Source organism: Micromonospora sp. NPDC005206, assembly GCF_040608175.1.
Taxonomy (GTDB): Bacteria; Actinomycetota; Actinomycetes; order Mycobacteriales; family Micromonosporaceae; genus Micromonospora.
On record NZ_JBEXHU010000005.1, the window covers coordinates 307,128 to 329,553 of the forward strand.

22 protein-coding genes, 1 tRNA gene and 1 pseudogene are annotated in these 22,426 nt (G+C 72.8%); 14 read left to right on the plus strand and 10 right to left on the minus strand.

The genetic code is table 11. The annotated features are described in order from the left end of the window. Positions 1-219: 219 nt before the first annotated feature. The 5 genes from ABZU69_RS09580 (at position 220) to ABZU69_RS09600 (ending at position 4,906) form a co-directional block, all read left to right on the plus strand. Positions 220-435 (plus strand): hypothetical protein, encoded by a 216-nt coding sequence (locus tag ABZU69_RS09580; RefSeq protein ID WP_354963927.1) that lies wholly within the window; start codon positions 220-222, stop codon positions 433-435. Positions 436-574: 139 nt separating this feature from the next. Further along, the gene (locus ABZU69_RS09585; RefSeq protein WP_354963928.1) at positions 575-1,867 is read left to right on the plus strand and encodes a pitrilysin family protein; all 1,293 of its coding nucleotides are present in this window, start codon (positions 575-577) and stop codon (positions 1,865-1,867) included. Continuing rightward, positions 1,864-3,207 (plus strand): pitrilysin family protein, encoded by a 1,344-nt coding sequence (locus ABZU69_RS09590; protein ID WP_354963929.1) that lies wholly within the window; start codon positions 1,864-1,866, stop codon positions 3,205-3,207. Before ABZU69_RS09585 ends, ABZU69_RS09590 begins: the two co-directional genes overlap by 4 nt. Before the next feature lie 98 nt (positions 3,208-3,305). After that, a complete protein-coding gene (locus tag ABZU69_RS09595) occupies positions 3,306-4,331 on the plus strand; it encodes an aspartate-semialdehyde dehydrogenase (RefSeq protein ID WP_354963930.1) in 1,026 nt (341 codons plus the stop codon). A 134-nt stretch (positions 4,332-4,465) separates the two neighbouring features. Beyond that, the gene (locus ABZU69_RS09600) at positions 4,466-4,906 is read left to right on the plus strand and encodes a PPOX class F420-dependent oxidoreductase (protein ID WP_354963931.1); all 441 of its coding nucleotides are present in this window, start codon (positions 4,466-4,468) and stop codon (positions 4,904-4,906) included. A 19-nt stretch (positions 4,907-4,925) separates the two neighbouring features. Here the strand turns inward: ABZU69_RS09600 and ABZU69_RS09605 are convergent, their stop codons facing one another. Then, positions 4,926-5,504 (minus strand): nucleotidyltransferase family protein, encoded by a 579-nt coding sequence (locus tag ABZU69_RS09605; protein WP_354963932.1) that lies wholly within the window; start codon positions 5,502-5,504, stop codon positions 4,926-4,928. 581 nt (positions 5,505-6,085) lie between these two features. Here ABZU69_RS09605 and ABZU69_RS09610 point away from each other — a divergent pair. Further along, positions 6,086-6,502, plus strand: coding sequence for a CBS domain-containing protein (locus ABZU69_RS09610; protein ID WP_074313909.1), 417 nt, complete (start codon positions 6,086-6,088; stop codon positions 6,500-6,502). A gap of 76 nt (positions 6,503-6,578) precedes the next feature. Here the strand turns inward: ABZU69_RS09610 and ABZU69_RS09615 are convergent, their stop codons facing one another. Then, the gene (locus ABZU69_RS09615) at positions 6,579-7,685 is read right to left on the minus strand and encodes a crosslink repair DNA glycosylase YcaQ family protein (protein ID WP_354963933.1); all 1,107 of its coding nucleotides are present in this window, start codon (positions 7,683-7,685) and stop codon (positions 6,579-6,581) included. A 213-nt stretch (positions 7,686-7,898) separates the two neighbouring features. On the opposite strand from ABZU69_RS09615, the gene ABZU69_RS09620 reads away from it, so the two are divergent. After that, entirely contained in the window at positions 7,899-8,270 is a 372-nt protein-coding gene (locus ABZU69_RS09620) for an SCP2 sterol-binding domain-containing protein (protein ID WP_354963934.1), read from the plus strand. Beyond that, positions 8,270-10,330 (plus strand): glycogen debranching N-terminal domain-containing protein, encoded by a 2,061-nt coding sequence (locus ABZU69_RS09625; RefSeq protein WP_354963935.1) that lies wholly within the window; start codon positions 8,270-8,272, stop codon positions 10,328-10,330. The genes ABZU69_RS09620 and ABZU69_RS09625 overlap by 1 nt, the downstream gene beginning before the upstream one ends. A 55-nt stretch (positions 10,331-10,385) precedes the next feature. Here ABZU69_RS09625 and ABZU69_RS09630 read toward each other — a convergent pair whose 3' ends face one another. Beyond that, positions 10,386-11,027 carry an alpha/beta hydrolase gene (locus ABZU69_RS09630; protein ID WP_354963936.1) on the minus strand — a complete coding sequence of 214 codons (642 nt, stop codon included), beginning with the start codon at positions 11,025-11,027 and terminating at the stop codon, positions 10,386-10,388. A gap of 123 nt (positions 11,028-11,150) precedes the next feature. Here ABZU69_RS09630 and ABZU69_RS09635 point away from each other — a divergent pair, with 123 nt between their 5' ends. The 3 genes from ABZU69_RS09635 to ABZU69_RS09645 all read left to right on the plus strand — a co-directional run bounded on the left by ABZU69_RS09635 (position 11,151) and on the right by ABZU69_RS09645 (position 13,581). Next, on the plus strand, positions 11,151-11,903 hold the full coding sequence (locus ABZU69_RS09635; RefSeq protein ID WP_354963937.1) for a lysophospholipid acyltransferase family protein: 753 nt from the start codon (positions 11,151-11,153) through the stop codon (positions 11,901-11,903). A gap of 84 nt (positions 11,904-11,987) precedes the next feature. Further along, the gene (locus ABZU69_RS09640; protein ID WP_354963938.1) at positions 11,988-12,596 is read left to right on the plus strand and encodes an isochorismatase family protein; all 609 of its coding nucleotides are present in this window, start codon (positions 11,988-11,990) and stop codon (positions 12,594-12,596) included. 4 nt (positions 12,597-12,600) lie between these two features. Beyond that, positions 12,601-13,581, plus strand: a complete 981-nt coding sequence (locus ABZU69_RS09645; protein WP_354963939.1) for a DJ-1/PfpI family protein — start codon at positions 12,601-12,603, stop codon at positions 13,579-13,581. On the opposite strand, the gene ABZU69_RS09650 is transcribed toward ABZU69_RS09645, so the two are convergent. The 5 genes and pseudogenes from ABZU69_RS09650 to ABZU69_RS09670 form a co-directional block, all read right to left on the minus strand. Further along, the gene (locus tag ABZU69_RS09650) at positions 13,463-14,185 is read right to left on the minus strand and encodes a hypothetical protein (RefSeq protein WP_354963940.1); all 723 of its coding nucleotides are present in this window, start codon (positions 14,183-14,185) and stop codon (positions 13,463-13,465) included. The two genes, ABZU69_RS09645 and ABZU69_RS09650, sit on opposite strands and share 119 nt — an antisense overlap. A gap of 73 nt (positions 14,186-14,258) precedes the next feature. Continuing rightward, positions 14,259-14,971 (minus strand): annotated as a pseudogene (locus ABZU69_RS09655) (response regulator transcription factor). Then, the gene (locus tag ABZU69_RS09660; protein ID WP_354963941.1) at positions 14,944-16,086 is read right to left on the minus strand and encodes a hypothetical protein; all 1,143 of its coding nucleotides are present in this window, start codon (positions 16,084-16,086) and stop codon (positions 14,944-14,946) included. The pseudogene ABZU69_RS09655 and the gene ABZU69_RS09660 overlap by 28 nt, the downstream one beginning before the upstream one ends. A gap of 68 nt (positions 16,087-16,154) precedes the next feature. Continuing rightward, positions 16,155-17,333 carry an ATP-binding protein gene (locus tag ABZU69_RS09665; protein ID WP_354963942.1) on the minus strand — a complete coding sequence of 393 codons (1,179 nt, stop codon included), beginning with the start codon at positions 17,331-17,333 and terminating at the stop codon, positions 16,155-16,157. A gap of 118 nt (positions 17,334-17,451) precedes the next feature. Beyond that, positions 17,452-17,847: a VOC family protein gene (locus ABZU69_RS09670; RefSeq protein ID WP_354963943.1), complete on the minus strand. Its 396-nt coding sequence runs from the start codon at positions 17,845-17,847 to the stop codon at positions 17,452-17,454. A gap of 140 nt (positions 17,848-17,987) precedes the next feature. Here ABZU69_RS09670 and ABZU69_RS09675 point away from each other — a divergent pair, with 140 nt between their 5' ends. The 3 genes from ABZU69_RS09675 (at position 17,988) to ABZU69_RS09685 (ending at position 21,075) form a co-directional block, all read left to right on the plus strand. After that, positions 17,988-19,013 (plus strand): hypothetical protein, encoded by a 1,026-nt coding sequence (locus tag ABZU69_RS09675; protein WP_354963944.1) that lies wholly within the window; start codon positions 17,988-17,990, stop codon positions 19,011-19,013. 97 nt (positions 19,014-19,110) lie between these two features. Next, positions 19,111-19,962, plus strand: coding sequence for an MBL fold metallo-hydrolase (locus tag ABZU69_RS09680; protein ID WP_354963945.1), 852 nt, complete (start codon positions 19,111-19,113; stop codon positions 19,960-19,962). An 81-nt stretch (positions 19,963-20,043) separates the two neighbouring features. Further along, entirely contained in the window at positions 20,044-21,075 is a 1,032-nt protein-coding gene (locus ABZU69_RS09685) for a VOC family protein (protein WP_354963946.1), read from the plus strand. A gap of 254 nt (positions 21,076-21,329) precedes the next feature. Here the strand turns inward: ABZU69_RS09685 and ABZU69_RS09690 are convergent, their stop codons facing one another. After that, positions 21,330-21,965, minus strand: a complete 636-nt coding sequence (locus ABZU69_RS09690; RefSeq protein WP_354963947.1) for a hypothetical protein — start codon at positions 21,963-21,965, stop codon at positions 21,330-21,332. 312 nt (positions 21,966-22,277) lie between these two features. Further along, positions 22,278-22,350 (minus strand) — tRNA-Arg (locus ABZU69_RS09695). Positions 22,351-22,426: the final 76 nt, after the last annotated feature.

Sequence of the window (22,426 nt, forward strand, 5' to 3'; positions counted from 1 at the left end):
CTGCTCGTACGCAAAAGGGCAGGAGCGACAGCTCCTGCCCAGCCGGCTCGGTACGTGGTGACGTCAGATCATGGTGAAGTCACCGGCGTGCGAGCCGGCTGCCTAAACCATCGATACGAAAGCGTCACGACGTCAGCGTACCCGACGGAGAGCGGGACCCGCACAACCAAGCGGCGGAACACCGCGTGCCGGGGCCGGGGTCGGGGTAACAGGGGTGCCATGACTGACGAGCAGAGCGACCAGGACCGGGTGGAGTCCCGCGCGCACCTCCTGCCCGAGGAGGCGGCGGTCGGCAGCGACGACCCGGAGGCGCAGGCCGACGCCATCCTCACCGAGTCGGACATCCGCGAGGAGGACCAGAACGCTGCGCCCGACACCGTGCTGGAGCGCCGCACCTCGGATCAGACGGTGGTCGCGTCCGAGCCGCCGGACTGAACGCTCGCTCCGCGCCCCCGGCGTGAGCCCCGGTAGGTCTGCTCCCGCAGCCAGGCCAGCGGGCCGGCCGCAACCCCGGCCCGCTCGCCGACCGACCGCACGTCACCTTTCCGCCCGCGAGATCGGATAGCGTCGTGCCATGCCCGACAGCGGTTACCCCTGGCCCATTGAGACGTCCCGACTGGACAACGGCCTGCGCGTGGTGGTGAGCGAGGACCGCACCGCCCCGGCGGTGGCCGTCAACCTCTGGTACGACGTCGGCTCCCGGCACGAGCCGGCTGGGCAGACCGGCTTCGCCCACCTCTTCGAGCACCTGATGTTCGAGGGCTCGGTGAACGTGGCGAAGACCGAGCACATGAAGCTGATCCAGGGCTCCGGTGGTTCGCTCAACGCCACCACCAACCCGGACCGGACCAACTACTTCGAGACGGTCCCGGCCGAGCACCTGGAGCTGGCGCTCTGGCTGGAGGCCGACCGGATGGGCGGCCTGGTCCCCGCGCTCACCCAGGAGACCCTGGACAACCAGCGTGACGTGGTGAAGAACGAGCGCCGGCAGCGCTACGAGAACGTCCCGTACGGCGACGCCTGGCTGCGGCTGCTGCCGCTGCTCTACCCGCCGGGTCACCCGTACCATCACGCGACGATCGGCTCGATGGCCGACCTCAACGCCGCCGACCTCGCCACCTTCCAGGCGTTCCACCAGACGTACTACGCGCCGAACAACGCCGTGCTCACCGTGGTCGGCGACGCCGAGGCCACCGAGGTGTTCGCGCTGGCTGACAAGTACTTCGGCGCGCTGCCCGCGCGCGACGACATCCCGCAGGCCCCGGACGGTCGGACCGTCCCGGCGACCGGGCGGCCGGCCGTGGAGAAGGTGACCGCCGACGTGCCGGCCCCCCGCGTGTACGTCGCGCACCGCGGCTACCCGTTCGGCAGCCCGGGGTACGACGTGCTCACCGTGCTCGCCACCGTGCTCGGCAGTGGTCGTGGCAGCCGGCTCTACCAGCGTCTCGCCGACGGTGAGCGGATCGCCCAGCCGGACCTGGTCGGCGCGTACGGGGTGGACCTGGCGCACGCCCCGGCGCCGCTTATCGCCACCGCCACCGCCCGCCCCGGAGTCAGCGCCGAGCGGCTGGCCGAGGGGCTGACCGCGGTCGTCGACGAGCTGGCCACCGTGCCGGTGACCGCGGCCGAGCTGGACCGCGCCAAGGCGTTGCTGAGCACCGCGTGGTGGCGTCAGATGTCGACAGTGGACGGCCGCGCGGACACGCTCGGCCGGTACGCCACCCAGTTCGGTGACCCGGCCCGGGCCGCCGACCGGCTGCCCGCCTGGCTCGCGGTGACCGCCGAGCAGATCGCCGAGGCGGCCGTCGACGTGCTCGGCGCGGCCGACCGGGCGACCCTGACCTACCTGCCCGAGGAGACCGCATGACGCTGATCGTCGACCGTCCCGGCCCGGGCGCCGCCCGCCCGTACCGGTTCCCGCCGGTGGTTCGCCGCGCCGTGGCCGGTGGTCAGGTGGTCGCCGCGCACCTGCCCGGGCAGAACCTCGCCGTGGCGCTGCTGCTGCTCGACGCCGGCGCCGGTCGGGAGCCGACCGGCAAGGAGGGGCTGGGCGGGGTGCTGGCCAAGGCATTGGAGGAGGGCACCGCACAGCGGGACGCGACCGCGTACGCGCTGGCCATCGAGGCGCTCGGCACCGAGCTGGTGACCGGGCTGGACTGGGACTCGTTCCAGGTCAGCGTCCAGGTGCCGGTCGACCGGTTGACCGCCGCGGTGCAGCTGCTCGCCGAGGCCGTGCGGACGCCCCGACTCGACCCGGCCGACGTCCGGCGGGTCCGCGACGACGAGGCCAACGCGCTGCGGATGGACTGGGCGAACCCGGGCCCGCGCGCCGACGCCGCGTTGCGCGCCGACCTGTTCGGCGCGCAGAACCGGTGGGGGCGCCCGATGTACGGCGACCCGGAGTCGGTGGCCGGGCTGGACGTCGAGGACGTGACCGTCTTCCACTCCGAGTGGTTCCTGCGGCCGGGCACCCTGGTCGTCGCCGGTGACCTGGACCGGATCGACCTGGACGCGCTGGCCGCCGCGGTGTTCGCCGGCACCGGCGGGGGCCCGGCCGACCGGGGCGGCCCGATCGAGGTGCCGGTGCGCACCGGGCGGCGGATCATCCTGGTGGACCGTCCGGGCTCGGTGCAGTCCACGCTGCGGCTGGGCCACCCGGCGCCGCACCGGGCGCATCCCGACCATGTGCCGATGACGCTCGCCGGCACGGTCCTCGGCGGGGCGTTCACCTCCCGGCTCAACCACCTGATCCGCGAGGTGCACGGCTACACGTACGGCATTCGGGGTGACTTCGCCTCGTCCCGCCGGTTCGGCCGGTTCGCGGTCAGCTCCGGGGTGCAGACTGCGGTGACCGCGCCGGCCCTGGTCGAGGCGGTGGGGGAGATCACCCGTACCCAGGTCGGTGGGGTGACCGAGGACGAGCTGGCGGTGGCCCGCTCCTGGCGGGCCGGGCAGCTCTCGGTCGAGTTGCAGAGCCCCCGGGCGATCGCCTCCGCGCTGACCACGCTGGTGGTGCACGACCTGCCGGACGACTACCACGCCCGGCTGCGCGAGAAGTTGCTCGCCGCCGACGTGGACCAGGTCTCCGCGGCTGCCGCGACCCACCTGCACCCGGACGCGTTGACCCTGGTCATCGAGGGCGACGCCGCCCTCATCCGGGACGATCTCACCGCCGCCGCCCTGGGCGAGATGATCACCCACCTCTGACCGCAGGTGGGAGTGAGGGTGCGGGTGGGTGTGATGCGGGACCCGGGGGGTGGGAAAGGGCTCCCGGTTGTGGGGGCGAGCTGGGTAGCCTCGCGGGCATGAGGATCGGCATTGTGGGGGCCACCGGCCAGGTCGGTGGCGTGATGCGGCGGGTGCTGGCGGAGCGGGAGTTCCCGGCGGAGCAGGTGCGGTTGTTCGCCTCGGCGCGGTCCGCCGGGCGTACGCTGCCGTGGCGAGACGGCGAGGTGACCGTCGAGGACGCCGCGACCGCGGACTACTCCGGGCTGGACGTCGTGCTCTTCTCGGCCGGTAAGGGCACCTCGCTCGAGCTGGCCCCCCGGGTCGCCGAGGCCGGCGCCGTGGTGATCGACAACTCCTCGGCGTTCCGGATGGACCCCCTGGTGCCGCTGGTGGTCGCCGAGGTCAACCCGCACGCCGCCGCCGATCGGCCGAAGGGCATCATCGCCAACCCCAACTGCACCACGATGGCCGCGATGCCGGTGCTGCGTCCGCTGCACGCCGAGGCCGGTCTGGTCGGTCTGGTGGTCTCGACCTACCAGGCGGTCTCCGGCGCGGGGCTGGCCGGCGTCGCCGAGCTGGACGAGCAGGTCCGCAAGGTCGCCGAGCACGCCTCGGGGCTCGCCTTCGACGGGTCGGCCGTGGAGTTCCCCGCGCCGCGCTCGTTCGCCGAGCCGATCGCCTTCAACGTGCTCCCGCTGGCCGGCTCGATCGTCGACGACGGCTCGTTCGAGACCGACGAGGAGCAGAAGCTCCGCAACGAGAGCCGCAAGATCCTGGAGATCCCCGACCTGAAGGTCTCCGGCACGTGCGTCCGGGTGCCGGTCTTCACGGGCCACTCGCTCCAGATCAACGCCCGGTTCGCCCGGCCGCTCACCCCGCAGCGGACCCACGAACTGCTCGAAAGCGCGCCCGGGGTCGCGTTGACCGCCGTGCCGACGCCGTTGCAGGCGGCCGGGCAGGACCCAACCTACGTGGGCCGGATCCGCGCCGACGAGACCGTCGAGTACGGCCTCGCGCTGTTCTGCTCCAACGACAACCTCCGCAAGGGCGCCGCGCTCAACGCCGTGCAGATCGCCGAGTTGGTCGCCGCCGAGCGTCGCTGACCGTCGCCGTTACGTCATGCCCCCGCCGGCTTCCGGCGGGGGCCTCGGTGTGCGTGGGCCGTGGCTCGGCGGGCACGGCAGCCCTCCGGTCGTGCTTGGATGGACGAAGCCGACTCTGCCACCTGGAGGATGCCGTGCCGGATGACCGGACCCAGCAGGCGTTGACCGACCTGATCGGCGGCCGCTCGATGGGCGTGCTCGCGACGATCAAGCGGGACGGGCGGCCCCAGCTGTCCACTGTGATCTACTCCTTCGACCGCGAGGCGGGGCTGATCCGGGTTTCCGTCACCGACGGTCGGGCCAAGACCGCCAACCTGCGCCGCGACCCGCGAGCCAGCTTCCACGTGGGCAGCGAGGACGGCTGGGCGTACGCGGTGGTCGAGGGCCGCGCCGAGCTGACCCCGCCGGCCACCGAACCGGGCGACGCCACCGTCGAGGAACTGGTGGGGCTCTACCGGTCGCTACGCGGCGAACACCCGGACTGGGACGACTACCGCCAGGCCATGGTCGCCGAGGGGCGGCTGGTGCTGCGCCTGCACGTCGAGCGCATCTACGGCATGCCGCCCCGCGGCTGACGGGCCGTCCACTCCCCGGTCAGCCCGGGTCGATCACGGTCACGCCGGGCCAGCGCTGCGCCGGCCGGTGCCGGGCCAGCCGCTGGCGGGACCGCGCGATGTCCACCCGGGCGGGATTGTGCCGCCACACCCCGCCCAGAAGATCGGTCAGGCCGTACGGGGCGCAGACGACCAACCTGTCGGCCCGGTCCAGCCGGACCGCCACGGCGGTGGCGTACTCCGGCCAGGTGGCGACCGCCTCGGCCACGCTGCGATACGGAGCGATCGGGGCGCCGCCGAACTTCGCCGCGTACCAGGTGTGCACCGCCGCCTGGTTGCGGGCCTGCCAGGGCGGCTCGGGCCAGGCCGCCGTCAGACGGGCAGTCGCCCGGTCGTCGGCCTCCCGGCTCAGCTCGATCGGGTCGAAGAACACCACGTCCACGTCCCGGACCGTCGCCGGGTCGAACCCGTCGCCGTACCGCTCACCCCAGGCGAGGTCGCGCAGGGCGCCCGCGCCGATCCAGGCGTCCGGCAGGCCGGAGTCACGCACCACGACCAGTGCGCGGGTCAGCCATCCGCTGCCGGCGACCAGTGCGCGCAGCTCATGCTCGCCCGTCATCACCCGCCCACCGTAGGCAGCGAAGCGCGGCCCCGCCGCCCCGCCGTCGGGGTCGCGCCGGTAGGGCGCGCAACTGGCCGCCGCCTCGCCTCGCCTCGCCCCGCGCCGCCCCGCCCCGCGCCGCCCCGCCCCGCCGGGCTGCTGCCTCGCCGGATCATCTCGGTATCGCCGATACCGGGCCATCCGGAGGCCCGGGACACTACGACATCGCTGACATCGAGTCGACCACCGCGGAGGCGAGGTGGTCAGCGAGCGGTATACCTCAGAGGCATATTTATGCCTCACAGGTATATCGCTCACAACAGCGACCGCCCCCGAGAAGGGCGCACCGGGCCGCGTCCACCTACCGGGACCGTGTGGGGCCCGCCGTGCCGCGCGTAGGGATCGACTCAACTTCCCGGAAGTCGGGCTGTCCCGGCCACCCGGATAGCCCGACCTCCAGGAAGTCGAGTTCGATCAAGCGCGCTGAGCTGGGTCGCGCCGCGCCGGCCGCGTCGGGACCGTTGCCCGGCGGGTAGCACGCGTTACCCCGCCCCGGACGGCGGGTAGACGGGCCGTGCCGACACCGAGAGGGGAGCACCATGACAACGGTCGGAGAGTTCATGACGACCCGGTTGGTGACGATGGACGGCAACGACACACTCATCGCGGCCGCGCAGGAGATGCGGGACAGCGCGATCGGTGACGTGGTGGTGACCGACGGCGACAGCGTGGTCGGGATCGTCACGGACCGGGACATCACGGTCCGGGGTGTCGCGGAGAACATGGACCCGGGCTCGACCCGGCTGAACCAGATCACCACCCGCGATGTGGTCACGGTGAGCCAGTACGACGACGCCGTTGCCGCCGCGGATCTGATGCGCACCTACGCCGTACGCCGGTTGCCGGTGATCGACGACGGGCGCCTGGTCGGCCTCGTCTCGATGGGCGACCTCGCGGTCGAGCGCGAACCGCAGTCGGTGCTGGCGGACATCAGCGCCGACGATCCGAACAACTGACCCGTCCGCCGCGGGCGCGCGCCGGCTCTCCCTCCGGGGAGGGCCGGCGTTGCGCTGGCCGGCGCACGCCACCCGGTCAGGTGGGCTCGACCCGGACCTGCACATCGGCGGCGGCGCGAGCGGCGGCGACCGTGGCCGCCTCGGCGTCGACCTCCCGCCGGACCCGGGCGGGCAGCGCCGAGAACGGGCTGACGGTCAGCTCCAGCCGCCCCTTTCCAGCCTGCCGCGCCCGCCAGGTGCCGGCGATCTCGCCATCCAACAGCAGCGCACCCGGATTGCCGATCGCCCGCCACAGCTGCCGCTGGTGCTCCTTCGCGGGCACCAGCAGGTCACGGTCGCGGCCGGCGAGGAAGGGGTCTCCCGGTGGCAGCAGCCGCACCAGGCGGGGCGCCGGGGCCCCGGTCAACGCGTCGAGCGCCTCGGCCGGCAGCCACACGGCCCGGCCGTCGACCAGCACCTCAACCAGGCCGGCCGGCCAGACCCGGCGCAGCTCCGCGGCGGCGGTGCCGAGGAAGCCGGCCGCGTCGGCCGGGGCGGCCGGGCCGAGCAGTCGCAGGTAGGTCGTGACCAGCTCGGCGGTGTGCGCCGCGGCGGCGGGTGGGCCGGACCAGTCGGGCAGCGGGGCGAGCCGGGCGGCCCGGCCGGCGACCACCAGGCGCACCCCGCCGGCGAGCCCGGCCTGCTGAAACACCGACCCCGAGATGTGCCGCGCCTGGCACGCCCGGCAGTCGTAGGTCAGCTCGGCGGGCACCCGCTCGGAGACCCCCCGGCTGACCACGCCGCGCTCCAGCTCGGTGGTGACCACCGCCTGGAAAGCCTCGGCGGTGGCCCGGAACGCAGCCAGCCCGAGCTTGGCCCCCGCACCGATCTGCCCGGGGATCCGGCGGGTGGCGTCGGCGTCGCTGAGCGGCCAGAGCGCCGCAGCCAGGGCCGGCAGCTCGGCACGCCGGTGCAGGTGCGGTGCCCCGCGCATCGACCACACCAGCTCCAGCCGGTCGTCCGGCTCGGTCGCGCCGCGCGCCGCCAGCGCCTGCCGGGCCGAGCCGTACGGCGTGTCCTGAACGCCCAGGGACAGCACCGCCAGGTCGCCGGGACGCCTGCCGCCGGAGCGGTCGAGCTGCTGGGCCGCGATTCGGTACGCGAGGACCTGCCGCCGGTCGACCCGCGGCGCCTGCCCCGTCATGAGCCCCTCCGTCACGGACGTCCCAGCGCTTCCACCGTTCTGCCCGGCACGCTACCCCGCCGGTCCGACACCTCCCGGCGGCTCACCCGATCCGGGCGAGGTTGACCGGAGAACCGGCGGGGACCCGTGCGGGGACGTGCAACGCCGGTCCTGCGCGCCACGCGAGCGCGGCGGGGATCCCGGGCGGGCGCAACTGGGGGAGGAGTGGACCCGATGGTGGACGCGACCACGAGGTTCTTCGAGGAGCTTGACCGGCGGGGGTACGAGCCCCGGCTGGCGAAGACCTCCGGGACACTGCGCATCGACCTGCACGAGGGGGCGCAGACCCGGCACTGGCTGCTGAGTATCGACCACGGCAGGCTGAACGTGAGTCAGGAGGACCGGGAGGCCGACACGGTCATCGGGACCAGCCCGGCCCTCTTCGACGACATCGCCACGGGCCGCGAGCACGGCCTGGCCGCCCTGTTGCGGGGGGACATGACGGTGGTGGGTGACGCCCGCCTGGTGGTGCAGGTGGAGCGGATCTTCCCGGGTTCCCCGGACTCGGTCGGGCCGCGCCACCGATTCGCCGGGGAGGTGCACTGATGGGACAGAGCAACACGATCCGGATCCTGGACGGCAACACCTTCGTCGTCTGCGAGGACACCGGCGACATCGAGGCGACACCGAGCGAGCCGACGGGGCTGTTCTCCATCGACACCCGGTTCCTGTCCACCTGGGTGCTGACCGTGAACGGCGAGCGGCTCAACTCGCTCTCCTTCGACGACCTCCAGTACTTCGAATCGCGGTTCTTCCTGGTGCCGGGGATGGCCACGCACTACATCGACGCGAAGTTGTCGATCATCCGGGAGCGGGCGGTCGGCGGCAGCTTCCGGGAGCAGATCACCATCCTCAACCACGACGAGAAGCCGGTGGACCTGGAGATCCGGATGGAGGCGGCGTCGGACTTCGCCGACCTCTTCCAGGTCAAGGACGAGATCCTGAACAAGAAGGGCGAGATCTACACCGAGGTCGAGGCGGACCGGATGCGGTTGGGCTACCGCCGGGGCAACTTCCGGCGGGAAACAATCATCTCCTCGTCCGTGCCGGCCCGCTACGACAGCAAGGGGTTCGCGTACACCGTCCACCTGGAACCGAGCGAGCAGTGGAACACCGCGATCGACGTCCAGACACACGCGGTCGGGCCCGGCGACCGGGACCTGCGGATCGGGCTGCGGGTGCACGGCGGCGAGCGGCTCGCCCTCCAGCACGACCTGGAGCAGTGGATCGCGGGCGCGCCCAAGGTCAACAGTGAGCACGGCCGGATCTCCAGCACGTACCAGCGCAGCCTGATCGACCTGGCGGCGCTGCGCTTCTCGCCGTTGTCGCTCGGCGGCGCCACCCTGCCGGCCGCCGGCCTGCCTTGGTTCATGACCATGTTCGGCCGGGACAGCATTCTCACCTGCCTGCAGACGCTGCCGTTCACCCCGCAACTGTCGAAGACGACCCTGCGGATCCTGGCCGCTCTCCAGGGCAGCCGGTTCGACGACTTCCGCGACGAGGACCCCGGGAGGATCCTGCACGAGATGCGCTACGGCGAGACCGCCGCCTTCGAGGAGCAGCCACACTCGCCGTACTACGGCTCCGTGGACGCGACGCCGCTGTTCGTCGTGCTGCTCGACGAGTACGAGCGGTGGACCGGGGACGTCGCGCTGGTCAAGGAGTTGGAGCAGGAGTCCCGGGCGGCGCTGAGATGGATCGACGGCTACGCCGACCTGGTCGGCAACGGCTACATCTGGTACGAGCGGCGCAACACCGACACCGGCCTGGAGAACCAGTGCTGGAAGGACTCCTGGGACTCGATCTCCTACTCCAACGGCACCCTGCCGCCGTTCCCCCGGGCCACCTGCGAGGTGCAGGGGTACGCGTACGACGCGAAGATCCGCGCGGCCCGGCTGGCGCGGGAGTTCTGGGGTGACCCGGAGTTCGCCGACCAGTTGGAGCGGGAGGCGGCGGCGCTGAAGGAGCGGTTCAACCGGGACTTCTGGGTGGCCGACGGCGAGTACTACGCGCTGGCCGTGGACCCGGACGGCCGCCAGTGCGACGTCCTCAGCTCGAACATCGGCCACCTGCTGTGGAGCGGGATTGTCGATCCCGACCGGGCGGAGAAGCTCGCGCAGCACCTGGTGGGGCCGCGCCTCTTCACCGGGTGGGGGGTGCGGACGCTGGCCGAGGGGGAGGCACGGTACAACCCGATCGGCTACCACAACGGCACGATCTGGCCGTTCGACAACTCCTTCATCGCCTGGGGTCTGCGTCGGTACGGCTTCGCCGAGGAGGCTGCCACGATCGCCAGCGGCATCCTGGACGCGGCGACCTACTTCGACGGGCGGTTGCCGGAGGCGTTCGGCGGCTACCCGCGGGAGCTGACGAAGTTCCCGGTGGAGTACCCGACGGCGTGCAGCCCGCAGGCGTGGTCGACCGGTACGCCGCTGCTGCTGCTGCGCACCATGCTCGGTCTGGAGCCACACGAGGGTCACCTGGCGGTCGATCCACGGCTGCCGAGGGGAATGGGCCGCATCGAGGTGCTGGACATCCCGGGCCGCTGGGGGCGGGTGGACGCGTTCGCCCGGGGCCGAATCGACCTCCACGAGCTCTCCGACTGACCCACCGCTCCCGGGCCGGCCCGCGCATCGGGGCCGGCCCGGGCGGTCGGTGCGGTCAGCCGGGCGGCAGCACGGTGTCCAGGAAGGTGGCGGCCACCGCCCGCAGGTCCGGCCGGTCCAGTTCGAGCGCGTGGCCACCGTGTGTCACCCAGCTGTGCACCGGGTGCCCGGCGGCGAGCAACGCACCGGTGAACCGGACGGTCTGGCTCACCGGGACCGAACGATCGGCTGTGCCGTGCACGAGCAGCACCGGCACCCGGTTGCCGACGTGGGTGCCGACGGTGGCGTCGACGGTGGCCGGGTCGCCGGTGGCGGGCTGGTGGCCGAGCAGGTCGACCCACGGATCGTTGCCGGCGCGCAGCCGTATCCATTCGGGGTCGAGCGGGTCCACGGCCGGCCAGTACGCCAGCACCCCGGCCACGTCGTCCGGACGGTCGATGCCGCGCAGACCCGCCTGAAGGGCGAGCGTGGCCCCGGCCGAGTCGCCTCCCACCAGCAGCGGCCGGCCGTCGTCGCGGGCGCGACGGGCCTCCTCGCGTACGTCGGCCAACTGGGCCGGCCAGTGCGCCTCGTGCACCAGCCGGTAGCTGGCCTGCACCACCCGCAGCCCGTGCACGGCCAGAGCCGCGCCGTCCTCGCTCGCCCGCCCGCGCCAGCCACCGCCATGGATCCAGAGCAGCACCGCTCGTTCCGTCATCCCGCCATCCTGCGACCAGGTCCGACGCGCGGCCAAGGGGATCCGCCGAGGGCAGAACGAACACCACCGTCCCGGCCGGTCGCCACCCAGGCGCCCCTCAGTGGGGCAGGGTAGATTCTGCCAATGCCGGAGCTCGTGTACCCGCCCGTTATCGCCGCCGCCAAGACGATGTTCCGGGTCCTCGACCTGAGGATCACGATTGAGGGCGCCCACCACGTACCCCGCACCGGCGGGGCGGTGGTGGCCAGCAACCACGTCAGCTACCTCGACTTCATCTTCGCCGGGCTGGGTGCGAACGCGTCGGGTCGCCTCGTCCGGTTCATGGCCAAGGAGTCGGTCTTCGCACACAAGATCTCCGGCCCGCTGATGCGCGGGATGCGGCACATCCCGGTGGACCGGCAGGCCGGTGCCGCCTCGTTCCGCGCCGCCGTGGCCGCGCTCAAGCGCGGCGAGGTCGTCGGCGTCTTCCCGGAGGCGACGATCAGCCAGTCGTTCACGGTCAAGGAGCTCAAGAGCGGCACCGTCCGGATGGCCCGGTCGGCGAAGGTGCCGGTGCTGCCGGTCGCGCTGTGGGGCACCCAGCGCCTCTGGACGAAGGGACGCCCGCGCACCCTCACCCGCCGGCACACGCCGATCAGCATCCTGATCGGCGAGCCGATCGACCCGGTGGATTTCCCGGACCCGAACGTGCTCGCCGCCGAGTTGACGACCCGCCTCAGCGCGCTCGTCGACCGGGCGCAGCGGGAGTACCCGGACGCGCCGGCCGGCCCGGACGACACCTGGTGGCTGCCGGCGCACCTGGGCGGCAGCGCGCCGACCCCGGAGGAGGCCGCCGCCCTGGACGCCGCCGCCGAGCACCGCACCCCCAGCGCCTGACGACTTCGGGCGTGGCCGGATCGTTCCGCATCCGGGCATGATGGTGTCTGCCGTCGGGGCGGTCCTGCGGTCAGGATCGGAGCCATGAGCAGAGCAGCACTCGTCGTGATCGACGCCCAGGAGTCCTTCCGTCAGCGCCCCATCTGGGCGTACGGCTCCAACCCCGACCTGGTCCGGCAGGTCGACCGGCTGGTCGCCGCCGCCCGCGAGCGCGGCGATCTGGTGGTCTGGGTCCTGCACTCGGAGCCCGGCACGGGCGGGGTCTTCGACCCGGCCCTCGGGCACGTGCGGCTGATCGACGGGCTGGTCCCGGTCGAGGGTGAGCCGACGTTGGTCAAGACCGCGCACAACGCGTTCACCACCACCAACCTCCAGCAACTGCTCACCGTGGCAGGCGTGCACGACCTCACCGTCTGCGGCATCCGCACCGAGCAGTGCGTCGAGACCACCACCCGGGTCGGCGCCGACCTCGGCTACCGGATGACCTTCGTCACCGACGCCACGCTGACCTTCCCCATTCCGCACCGGGACCTGCCGGAGACCGCCACGGTCGAGGAGATCCTCGCCGACCCGCGCACCCTGAGCAACGAGGAGATCGTCACCCGCACCGAGTACGCGCTGGCCGGCCGCTTCGCCACCATCCGGACGGTGGACGAGCTGATCGGCGCGACCTACGCCGGCGCCCGGGGCTGACTCAGTGACCCGGGTCGTCTTCCTGCTGGTCCCGCAGTTGCACCTGCTGGACCTCGCCGGGCCGGCTCAGGTCTTCTCCAGCGCCGCCGACCTCGGCTACGACTATCGGCTGCACTACGTCGCCGAGCGGGAGCAGGTGCCCACCGTGCAGGGCGTACCGCTGGTCGCCGACACCCGGTGGCCCGAGCTGACCCCGGAGGACCTGGTGCTGGTGCCGGGCTGGCGGCCCGCGGCGCACGGGCCGCAGGGGCCGGTCTCGCCCGTCGACCTGCGCCGGTTGGCCGATCACCACGCCGCCGGCGGCACCGTGGCGAGCGTCTGCGCCGGCGCGTACGCCCTCGGCCGGGCCGGGCTGCTCGACGGCCGGCGCTGCACCACCCACCACGAGGTGCAGGACGACCTCGCCCGTCGGCATCCGGCGGCGCGGGTGGCCCGCGACGTGCTGTACGTGGTCGACGACCGGGTGGTCACCTCGGCGGGCATCGCCAGCGGCATCGACGTGGCGTTGCACCTGGTGGCCACCCGGCACGGCCCGGCGGTCGCCGCCCGGATCGCCCGCACGCTGGTCGTCTACGCGCGGCGCAACGGGCACGAGCAGCAGGCCAGCGCGATGATGCGACACCGCTCGCACCTCTCCGACGCGGTGCACCAGGTGCAGGACATGATCGACAGCCGGTACGCAGAGACGCTGCCGCTGGCCGAGCTGGCCGCCTCCGGAGGCGTGGCCGAGCGGACGCTGACCCGGCTGTTCCGCGCGACCACCGGGCTCACTCCGCTCGGCTACCAGCAGCTGCTGCGGGTGGAACGCGCCGAGCACCTGATCGGGCACGGCGCGACGGTGGAGGCCGCGGCGCGGACCGTCGGTTTCACTGACGCCCGGATGCTGCGCCGCCTGCGAGCCCGCTCCACCGGGTCGGCTCCGGCCCTGAGCGGTAGTAGTCGTCCCGGGATCGGAACTCCACCGGCAGCGAGCCGGGCAGGGTGACCCGGGAGTCCCCGGCGAGCAGCGCGGGGCCGGCCCGCAGCAGCAGCACGTCGCGCTCCTGCGTGGAGAGGTCGACCAGCTGCGGGCGGGTGAGCCGGAACATCGCCACCGCCCGGCGGACCTGCCGGGCCAGCGCGGCGACCTCCCCGGCGGCTCCGCCGAGGGCCAGCGCCGGCTGTTGGATGGTGCGCAGCGCGTCGCAGACGATCAGCAGCTGCTCGGGCCCGTCCGGGCCGGCCGGCGGCAGCTCCAACCGGGTCGGCCACTGCCAGCGGATCTGCCCGCTCATCAGGCCGGCCGGTCGACCCGCCGCTCGGCGCGGGGGCGTCTCGTCGGCGACCAGGGACAGTTGCGCCCCGGTGCCCACCCAGCAGATCCGTTGGTCGGTGACGGTCACCGACACCGGCCCCGGGAGCCGCCAGCCGCGCCGCGCCTCGGTCGGCCCGAGCAGGTAACCCGCGATCAGCAACCGGTACCGGCCGAGCACCTTCTCACCGGGCACCGGTCGCAGGGCGTAGCGGCGGTCGAGGATCGGCCCCGCATCATCATCCGGCGCGTCGAACCGGTGGGGACCGATGAAGAAGGGGGACGCGTCGGCGTGCATCGTCACGACCTCCCGGGTCAGCTTGGTGTGCGTTGAGCCTCGCGGATCCGGGGGGGCCGTGTCATGACGCCCGTTAGGGGGTCGGCCGGTCGTGCGTCGCCTGTGACCGGTAGATGCCGATCTCCTCCGGGCGGACGAGGCCGTCCTCGATCGCCCGGGCGAGCAGCGCCGCCTTTGTGGCGGCCGGCCGCCCGCTCGGGTGTACTTGATCCGCGCACGGTCGACGTACTGCTTCACCGTGTGTTCGCTGATCCGCATCCGACGGGCCACCGACGCCTTGGACATCGACTGGAACCAGAGCAGCAGCGCCTCGCGCTCCTTGTCGGACAGCATCGGCCGGTCCGGCCGCGGGTCGCCGACCATCGCGCCGGCCAGCGCGGGCGGCACGTACGGGCGGTCGCTCGCCGCGGCCAACACGGTCGCCACGCAGTGCTCGCGGCCCTCGTGCTTGGCCAGGAACGCCACCGCTCCGGCGTCCAACGCGGCCAGCATCGTCTCCGGGTCGGTGTGCTCGGAGTAGACCACCACCCGCCGCCCGGTGGCGCTCAGCTCGGCCAGCTTGTCCAGCGCCATCCGGCCGTGCAGTCGCAGGTCGAGCAGGACCACGTCGGCGTCCGGCGCCGCCCGCAACACCTCGTCCGGGTCGTCCCCGGTGGACAGCACGGTCAGCCTGGGCTCGCTGGCGAGCCAAACGCGGACGCCCTCGACAACCACCGGGTGGTCGTCGACGATCGCCACCCCGACCGTCCGGTCGCCGGTCATCTCCGCCACCGGGTCTGCGCCCATCTGATGTCCCCGTCCCGTTCGTAGAGGTGCTGCACCGGCCCGTCGTCGTGCTCCCCGGGCGGCGGGCCGGTCGCGTCCGGCCCCTCCCGGTCGGGTGTGACCAGGCTGACCACGACATCGTCCGGGCCGGAGACGACGGTCAGTCGGGCCCAGCCCCGGGCGTCGGCGAGGATGCCGGTGAGCGGGTCGGCGAGCCGGCGGCGGATCTCCACCGGCAGCGGTGGCGGGTTGCCGATGGTGACCAGGTCGATCGGCAGCCCGTTGCGTTCGGCCAGGTCGGCGGCGGCGCGCAGCTCGTGCAGCAGCGGGTCGGGCACGTCGTCGGATTCGGCGATCAGGCGGCGCAGCCGGGCCGCGGCCAGCACGCACCGGCGCTGCACCTCCGGGTCGTCCGGATCGGCCTGCCCGTCGGCCAGTTCCCCGAGCACCCGCCCGGCCGCCACGCCGACCAGGGCGAGCCGGTCCCGACGTTCCCGCAGGCCCTGTTCGGCGGCGTCCCGTTCCGCGGCCATCGCGTGCATGGCGGCCGCCGAGGCGGCCCGTTCGCGGGCCAGGCCGACGATCGTCGCGCCTCCCACGAAGACCGCCACCGGCAGCGAGAAGGTGCCGTAGACGTACATCATGTAGCGGGCCAGGTCGGCCGGATCGTGGCCGTGCCCGAGCACGGCGACCAGGGCGATCACCGCGTGCGTGGTCAGCAGCGCGACGAGCCCGGTGACCCGCCGGCCCCACATCGCCAGCAGGAAGAACCAGCCGAGGGTGCTCCACACCCAGTTGGCGGCGGCGAACAGGTGTTGTTCACCAACCGCCGCGAAGACCGCCGCGTCGACGGCGAGCAGCAGCGCGGCGAAAGGCCACGGCGGCAGCGGCGCCCCGCGCAGCAGCCGTACCCCGGCCACCACCCCGGCCCCGGCGACCAGCAGCCAGCCGCCGAGCACCACCGCCGGCGCGGCGAAGTCCGCGCGGGCGCCCAGCACCGCGGGCAGACCGATCGCGATGTGCCAGGCCAGCGCTATCGCGACGGAGACGATCCGGGCACCCCGGTCGGAGGCGTGCGCCACGGCCGCCGGCGCGGCGAGCACCGCCTTGGGTGCCGGGCCCCGGGGCGCTGGCACGCTGGCCCGACCCGGCTGCGGATCCGTGGCCCCGGGCGCCGCGGTGCGGTCCGTCGAGGCGCCGAGGGTCAGCCGACACCGGGCCACTCCAGCCGGATCGTGGTGCCCGCGCCGGGGGCGGAGCGGACCTCGGCCCGCCCGCCGACCGCCGCCATCCGGCCGCGGATCGACTCTCGCAGCCCGTACCGGTGTGGGGGGACACCGGCCGGGTCGAAGCCGGGGCCGTCGTCGGTCACCTCGACCACGACGGCGATCGCGTCCCGGGTCATCCGCAGCGTGACGTGTGCGCCCGGCGCGTGCCGGACCACGTTGGACAGCGCCGCGTAGGCGCTCTCGGTGATCGCGTCGGCCACACCGGCGGGCACCGCGCACGACGCCAGCTCCAGGCCCACCCGCAGCTCGGGCAGTCGGTCGGGCACCGTCCGCAGCCGCCCGTCCAGGGGCACCGGGCCGTCACCGGGCACCGGGCCGGCGTCGGTCAGCGCGACGAGGGTACGCAGGTCGGCCGCGCACCGCTCGCGCAACGCGGCGGATGGCCCGGGCACCGCGCCGAGCCCCACCATGGTCAACGTGCCGAGGACCGTGTCGTGCAGGTCGCGGTTCTGCCGCCGCTCGGCCTCCCGGGCGGCCCGGGCGATCAACGCGTCCCGGGTCAGCCGCTGGTGCTCGGCGAACGCCCGGTCCGCCCGCCCGATCCGGTGGCGCATCACCGACGTCATCATCGCCGTGCAGGCGGTCTGCACCAGCAGGGTGGCCGCGTGCGCCCGGGCCTCGGCGGGATTGCCGGCCCCGTGCGCCCCCATCGCGTACGCGGCGGTGACCAGCAGCCCGGCCGGGACCGACCAGCGTGCCGGAGCGGTGGCCTGCGCGTTGATCACCGTGGTGCTGGCCAGCACCGCGATCCAGCTGCCCTCGCCGGGCAGCACCCCGGGCGCCACCAGGCGGGGGATGAGCAGGCAGGCCACGGTTGTTACCGCGACGTCACCGGCGACCAGGGTCGGGGTGATGCCGTGGCGCATCGCGCGGCCGGCGTACCAGAGCGACCAGCCGGTCAGCACGGCCACGCCGGGCAGGAGCAGGGCGGGCTCGACCGGCGGGGTACGTACCGACAGCGCCACCACCGCGCCGACCAGCCCGCAGGTGAGCCGCAGCAGCGCCGGCAACGTGGTGAAGATGAGGCTGAACGCGCCGCCGGCCGGATTGTCCAGCGCAGGTGGCGACGCGGTCGGGGTGGCAACGGCCGGCATCGGGAAGTGTCCTTCCGACAACGACCCGGTCCGGGTCCGCGCGGCGGAGATCGACATCGGAGAATAGCATGGTCGATGGCAAGCAATCACCCATTGTGCCCGGTGTGTCGCCGATGTGTCACTCCGTGCTGCGCGGCTGGAGCAGGTCCCAGCGGTTGCCGTAGAGGTCGGCGAAGACCGCGACCGCGCCGTACGCCTCGTGCCGCGGCTCCTCCAGGAACCGCACCCCGGCCGCGACCATCCGGGCGTGGTCCCGGGCGAAGTCCTCGGTGTACAGGAACAGGCCGACCCGACCGCCGGTCTGGTCGCCGATCCGGGCCCGCTGCTCGGCGCTGCTCGGCCGGGCCAGCAGCAGTGCCGTCTCCCGGGCGCCCGGCGGGCGGACCACCACCCATCGCGAGCCGTCCGGACGTGGGGTGTCCTCCACCAGCTCGAAGCCGAGGCCGCCGACGTAGAAGTCGATCGCCTCGTCGTACTCCCGTACCAGCAACGCGACCAGTCCCAGATGTGCCATCGGGTCATCATGCCGGCGGTCGGACGGCAACCCCGATCGGCGTTCGGCGGATGTGAGCTGCACCCGTCCAGCGCCGGCCTCGGTGCCCGCTGCGGAACCGGGCACGGTTCCCGCCCGTCCCATCACTCGGCGGAGAGGTGGTGAGCCGGATGCGCTCGGGCGGGACGGTACTGGCGGTGGCGCTGCTCGGCGTGGCGCTGGTCGGCGTGGCGGTGGTCGGCTACGCGGTCCGGGACGCCGGGCCGGGTCCGGGGGACGATCCCGGCCCGGCCCGGATCGTCGGGAAGTGGACCTCCTGCGCCGAGGCGGCACCATGGGCCGGCGCCGGTGTCGTGCTTCCGGCGCCGGACGGGGATGAGCCGGTGCCGCCCGGGGACGATCCGGCGATCGGACGGATCGACCCCGCGTTCACACCGGTCGCCGCAGTGCTCTGCGGCCGGGAGATACGGCCGCGCCCCGGCGGCGGTGCGGAGCAGGTGGCCACCGAGCGGCGTGCCGACGACATCGCCGCGCTGGTCGCCGCGCTGCGCCTGCCGGACCGGCGAACGGACGGGAAGATCGTCTGCACAGCCGACATGGTCGTCCCGCCCTGGCTGGCCCTGCTCGACGAGCGAGGTCGCTGGCTGCGCCCGTACCTGCCGAGGGACGTCTGCGGCAAGGCCCGCGTGGAGGTGCGCGCGGCGCTCGACGGGCTGCGGCTGACCACGGTGGACAGCCGTACCGTCGGGCGGGTCGGATCCCCGGCGGCCGAGGCCGCCGGCTGCGCGCGGCGGTGGGCGGACATGGTGTGGGTGGAGACCACGACGGGACGCCCCGGATGGCCCGCGCCGGCGACGGTCCCGGCCGTGGAGCCGCTGCGCCTCTGCGTCTACCAGGTGCCCGCGTCGGAGCGGGGCGGCGGCAAGCCGGCGGGTGAGTTCGCGTACGGCGGGCCGCTGACGCCCGAGCGGCAGGCGGCGGTGCTCCGCGCACTGGCCACCGCCGGACCGGCGACGACGTGCGTCACCCCGGCGTCGCGATTCGCGGTGCTGCGCCCGCTGGACGGCACCGGTGGACCCGACCGGTACGTGGAACTGGACGGCTGCCGACGCATCCTGGTCGTGCCGGCCACCGGCGGGGCACAGCTCGGGCAGGGCGACGTCACGCTGACCGAGCTGCTGGGCTGAGCAGGCCTTTGTTGGCTCTTTCCGTGATCTCGCCCGGAGTGGCGTTGCGGTCTGCTGGACTGGGACGGGGAGCGCGCCGGTGGGGTGAGGAGCAGTCGTGGGTTCGTTGGCCTGGTCAACCTATGTCGCCCCGGCCAAGCCGGTCGTGTCGACGGACCTGCCGCCGGGCGAGGGCCGCGAGATGTGGTCGCCTACCAGCTCCACGCTGATCTACGGAGACCGCGACGCCGTCCTGGTCGACGCGTTGCTCACCCTCGACGAGGGCCGGGCCCTGGCCGACTGGGTCGCGGCGAGCGGCAAAAACCTCACGACGATCTACATCACCCACGCCCACGGCGACCACTTCTTCGGGGCGGCCGCCGTGCTGGAGCGCTTTCCCCGGGCGCGGATGGTGGCACCCGTGAGCGTGGTGGACAAGATGCACGATCAGTTGGGGGAGCGGTGGCTCAACGATGTCTGGCGCAAGGGTTTCCCCGAGCAGATCGCCGAGCGTCCACCGATCGCCGAGCCGCTGGAGGACAACAACATCGACCTTGAGGGGGAGCGGTTGGTGGCGGTCGAGACCGGCCGCACCGACACCAACGGCACGAGCGTGCTGCACGTACCGTCGCGTGGTCTCGTCGTGGCCGGCGACGTGGTCTACAACGACGTCCACCTGTACCTCGGCGAGGCCGGCCACGGCGGGATTGGGGCCTGGCTCGACGCGCTCACCATTGTCAACTCATTGCGGCCGTGCGTGGTGATCGCCGGCCACAAACCCGACGGCGCCGACGACGACCCGCACAACGTCGAGGAGACCGCCAGCTACCTGCGGGAGGTCCAGGCAGCCGCGGAGCGGACGGAGAGCGCCGAGGAGTTGTACGACGCGATCATCGAGCGCTACCCGGACCGGATCAACCGCGCCGTGGCCTGGAAATCCGCCCACGCGCTCAAGAGCGAACCCAGGTGACCGGCACCATCGCGGGGCCGCCAGCGAGACCGCGCGATAGCGCCTCGGGTGGAAGTCAGAGGTGCGACCTACCCTCCCGGCATGGCAGCCAGCATTGATCTGACGCTCGAGTCCACCGACGCCCGGGTGCTCGCCGCGTTCTGGAAGACGGCCGTGGGCTACGTCGACGAGCCGCCACCCGCGCCCTTCACCACCCGTGAGGAGTGGCTCGCGCAGTTCGACCTGCCGGAGGATGACCTGGCGGATGATGGTGCGTGGCTGTGCGATCCGGATGGCGTCGGCCCCCGCCTCTCCATCCTCAACGTTCCCGAGCCCAAGACGGCGAAAAACCGGCTCCACATCGACATCCGGCTGCCCGGCCACGGAAGCCCCGACGAGCGGTGGGCGCGGATCAAGGCGGAGTCGAAACGCCTGGTGAAGGCGGGCGGGAGTGTCCTGGAGGAAGTCGACGGCCACCACGTGGTGATGGCCGACCCGGAAGGCAACGAGTTCTGCGTGGCCGCAGCCGCAGCGTGGAGGGTCGCTCCAGAGCCACGCGCCAGCACCGTCCTGGGTAGCGTTGGCGGCGTGGCTGACGCAGTCGTGATCCCCGGCCGTACGTTCGGACCTGGTGCGCCTCTCCTGATGTATGCCGGCGATGTCGCCGAACAGCGCGGTGCGACGGTGCACCGACACTCGTGGTCCGAGGAGCCAGCACGGCCGGACGCGCCGGAGATAGAAGGCTGGGTGCGCGGTCAAATCACTCCGCTGATCGACAGCGTCAGCGGTCGCCCGCTGCTGATCGCCAAGTCGCTCGGCACCAACGCGGCGGCCATCGCCGCCAAGCGGTCCCTGCCCGCGGTGTGGATCACGCCCGTACTCACCCTGCCATGGGTGGTTGACGCCCTGAGCCGGGCGACCGCACCGTTTCTCCTCGTCGGTGGCACGGCCGACAAGCTGTGGGACGGTGACGCCGCTCGCCGGCTGTCACCCCACGTGCTGGAGGTGCCCGAAGCGGATCACGGGATGTACGTACCGGGTCCGCTGACGGACTCGATCGCGGTGCTCAGCCGGGTCGTGGTCGCCGTGGACGAATTCCTCGACGGAATCGGCTGGCCGGGCGCCCCGACCTAATCAAATCCGCGGCAGTGGGGGTGCCTTGTCGCACCCGCTCGGTAGGGCCAGGCACATGGACGGGCAGGCAGGCAACGCACCTTGGTATCGGGCCGCGCGAAATTTCGTGCGGGAGGTTGAGAGGAAGGCCGGTGTTTAAGCCGGCGCCAGGCGGATTCCTCGGTCGGCAGGCAGTAGACCTTCGAGACGATGGCCCCGGCGTTGAGCGCCGGGGCCATCGAGCGAGCCCATCTAATCGCGATGGGTAGTGGTCATCAGTTCCCGGAATCCGGCGACAGGTACAGGTCGAACCACAGTCCCTGACCGTCAACCTCCAACTGCTGGCTGCTGCCCGAGAGGCTGGGCGGGCCGGCGTAGGTGCCTGTGAGCGTGTAGAGGCCCGGGTCGACGGCGAACTGATAGCCGCCGTCAGGGCCAGTGACAGCCTCGATCCCGACCGGCTCCAGCCGGATCGTCGCCTCCACCACCGGCAGCCAGGTGGTCGTGTCGATCGCCTGGCCCCTGAGGCTCCACATGACGGACACCGTGAAGGATCCCTGCGTCAGGGGACTGAGCCGGCCCCGGCGGTCGACCGCCACCGCGTACACCGGACGCTCACCGCTCACGTTGCCGACGTCGATCGTCACAGTGGCGGCACCATCACGCCCCGACCGGACCACGCTGCCCAGGTTGGTGTCACCGACGCTGTACCTGTAGCTGGTCACCGAGGTGTCACCGTTCGCGTCGAACCTGATGGCGAGCTGGCCGCCTTCGACCACGCTGTCCCCGTTCGGGAAGCTGATCGTCGGCTGGAGGGGAGCCTTCGTCTTGACCGAACCCGTGACGGCCGCGGACGCGGGGGGCGCCAGCAGCATCGAACCGACGGCCAACAGCACCAGCGACGCGGTCATCGCAACGAGCCCACGGCGAGTAGAACGCTTGCGCGTGCCCGAGGTTGATCCAATTAACATTCAAGCCCCCGAATTCTCAAGACGTCATAGCGTGGTCAAGCTAGTCGGCAAAATGATCTCCGTCAACGTCTTTGCAGCCAGGAATGGCCCGCTGTTTCTTCGGGCGTTGCTGGTCGCCGTTGGTCGCTATTGGTCGGCCCTTGACGGCCCGGTGACGGCCCCTCAGCGGTCATCGTCGCCCTGTCGCACGGACAGCTTGGAAATCGGATTGAACTAGACCTTGGGTAACCGCATCATCTGCGGCGGGGTGGGTGCGCCCGGCAGGATTCGAACCTGCGGCCTTGGGATTAGAAGTCCCCTGCTCTATCCGCTGAGCTACGGGCGCGCGGCGTGGGTGTCGCGCCCAGAGGGTACCGCCGACCCGCCGGCCGGCGGGGAAAAGGGTGCCCGCGTCCACGTTG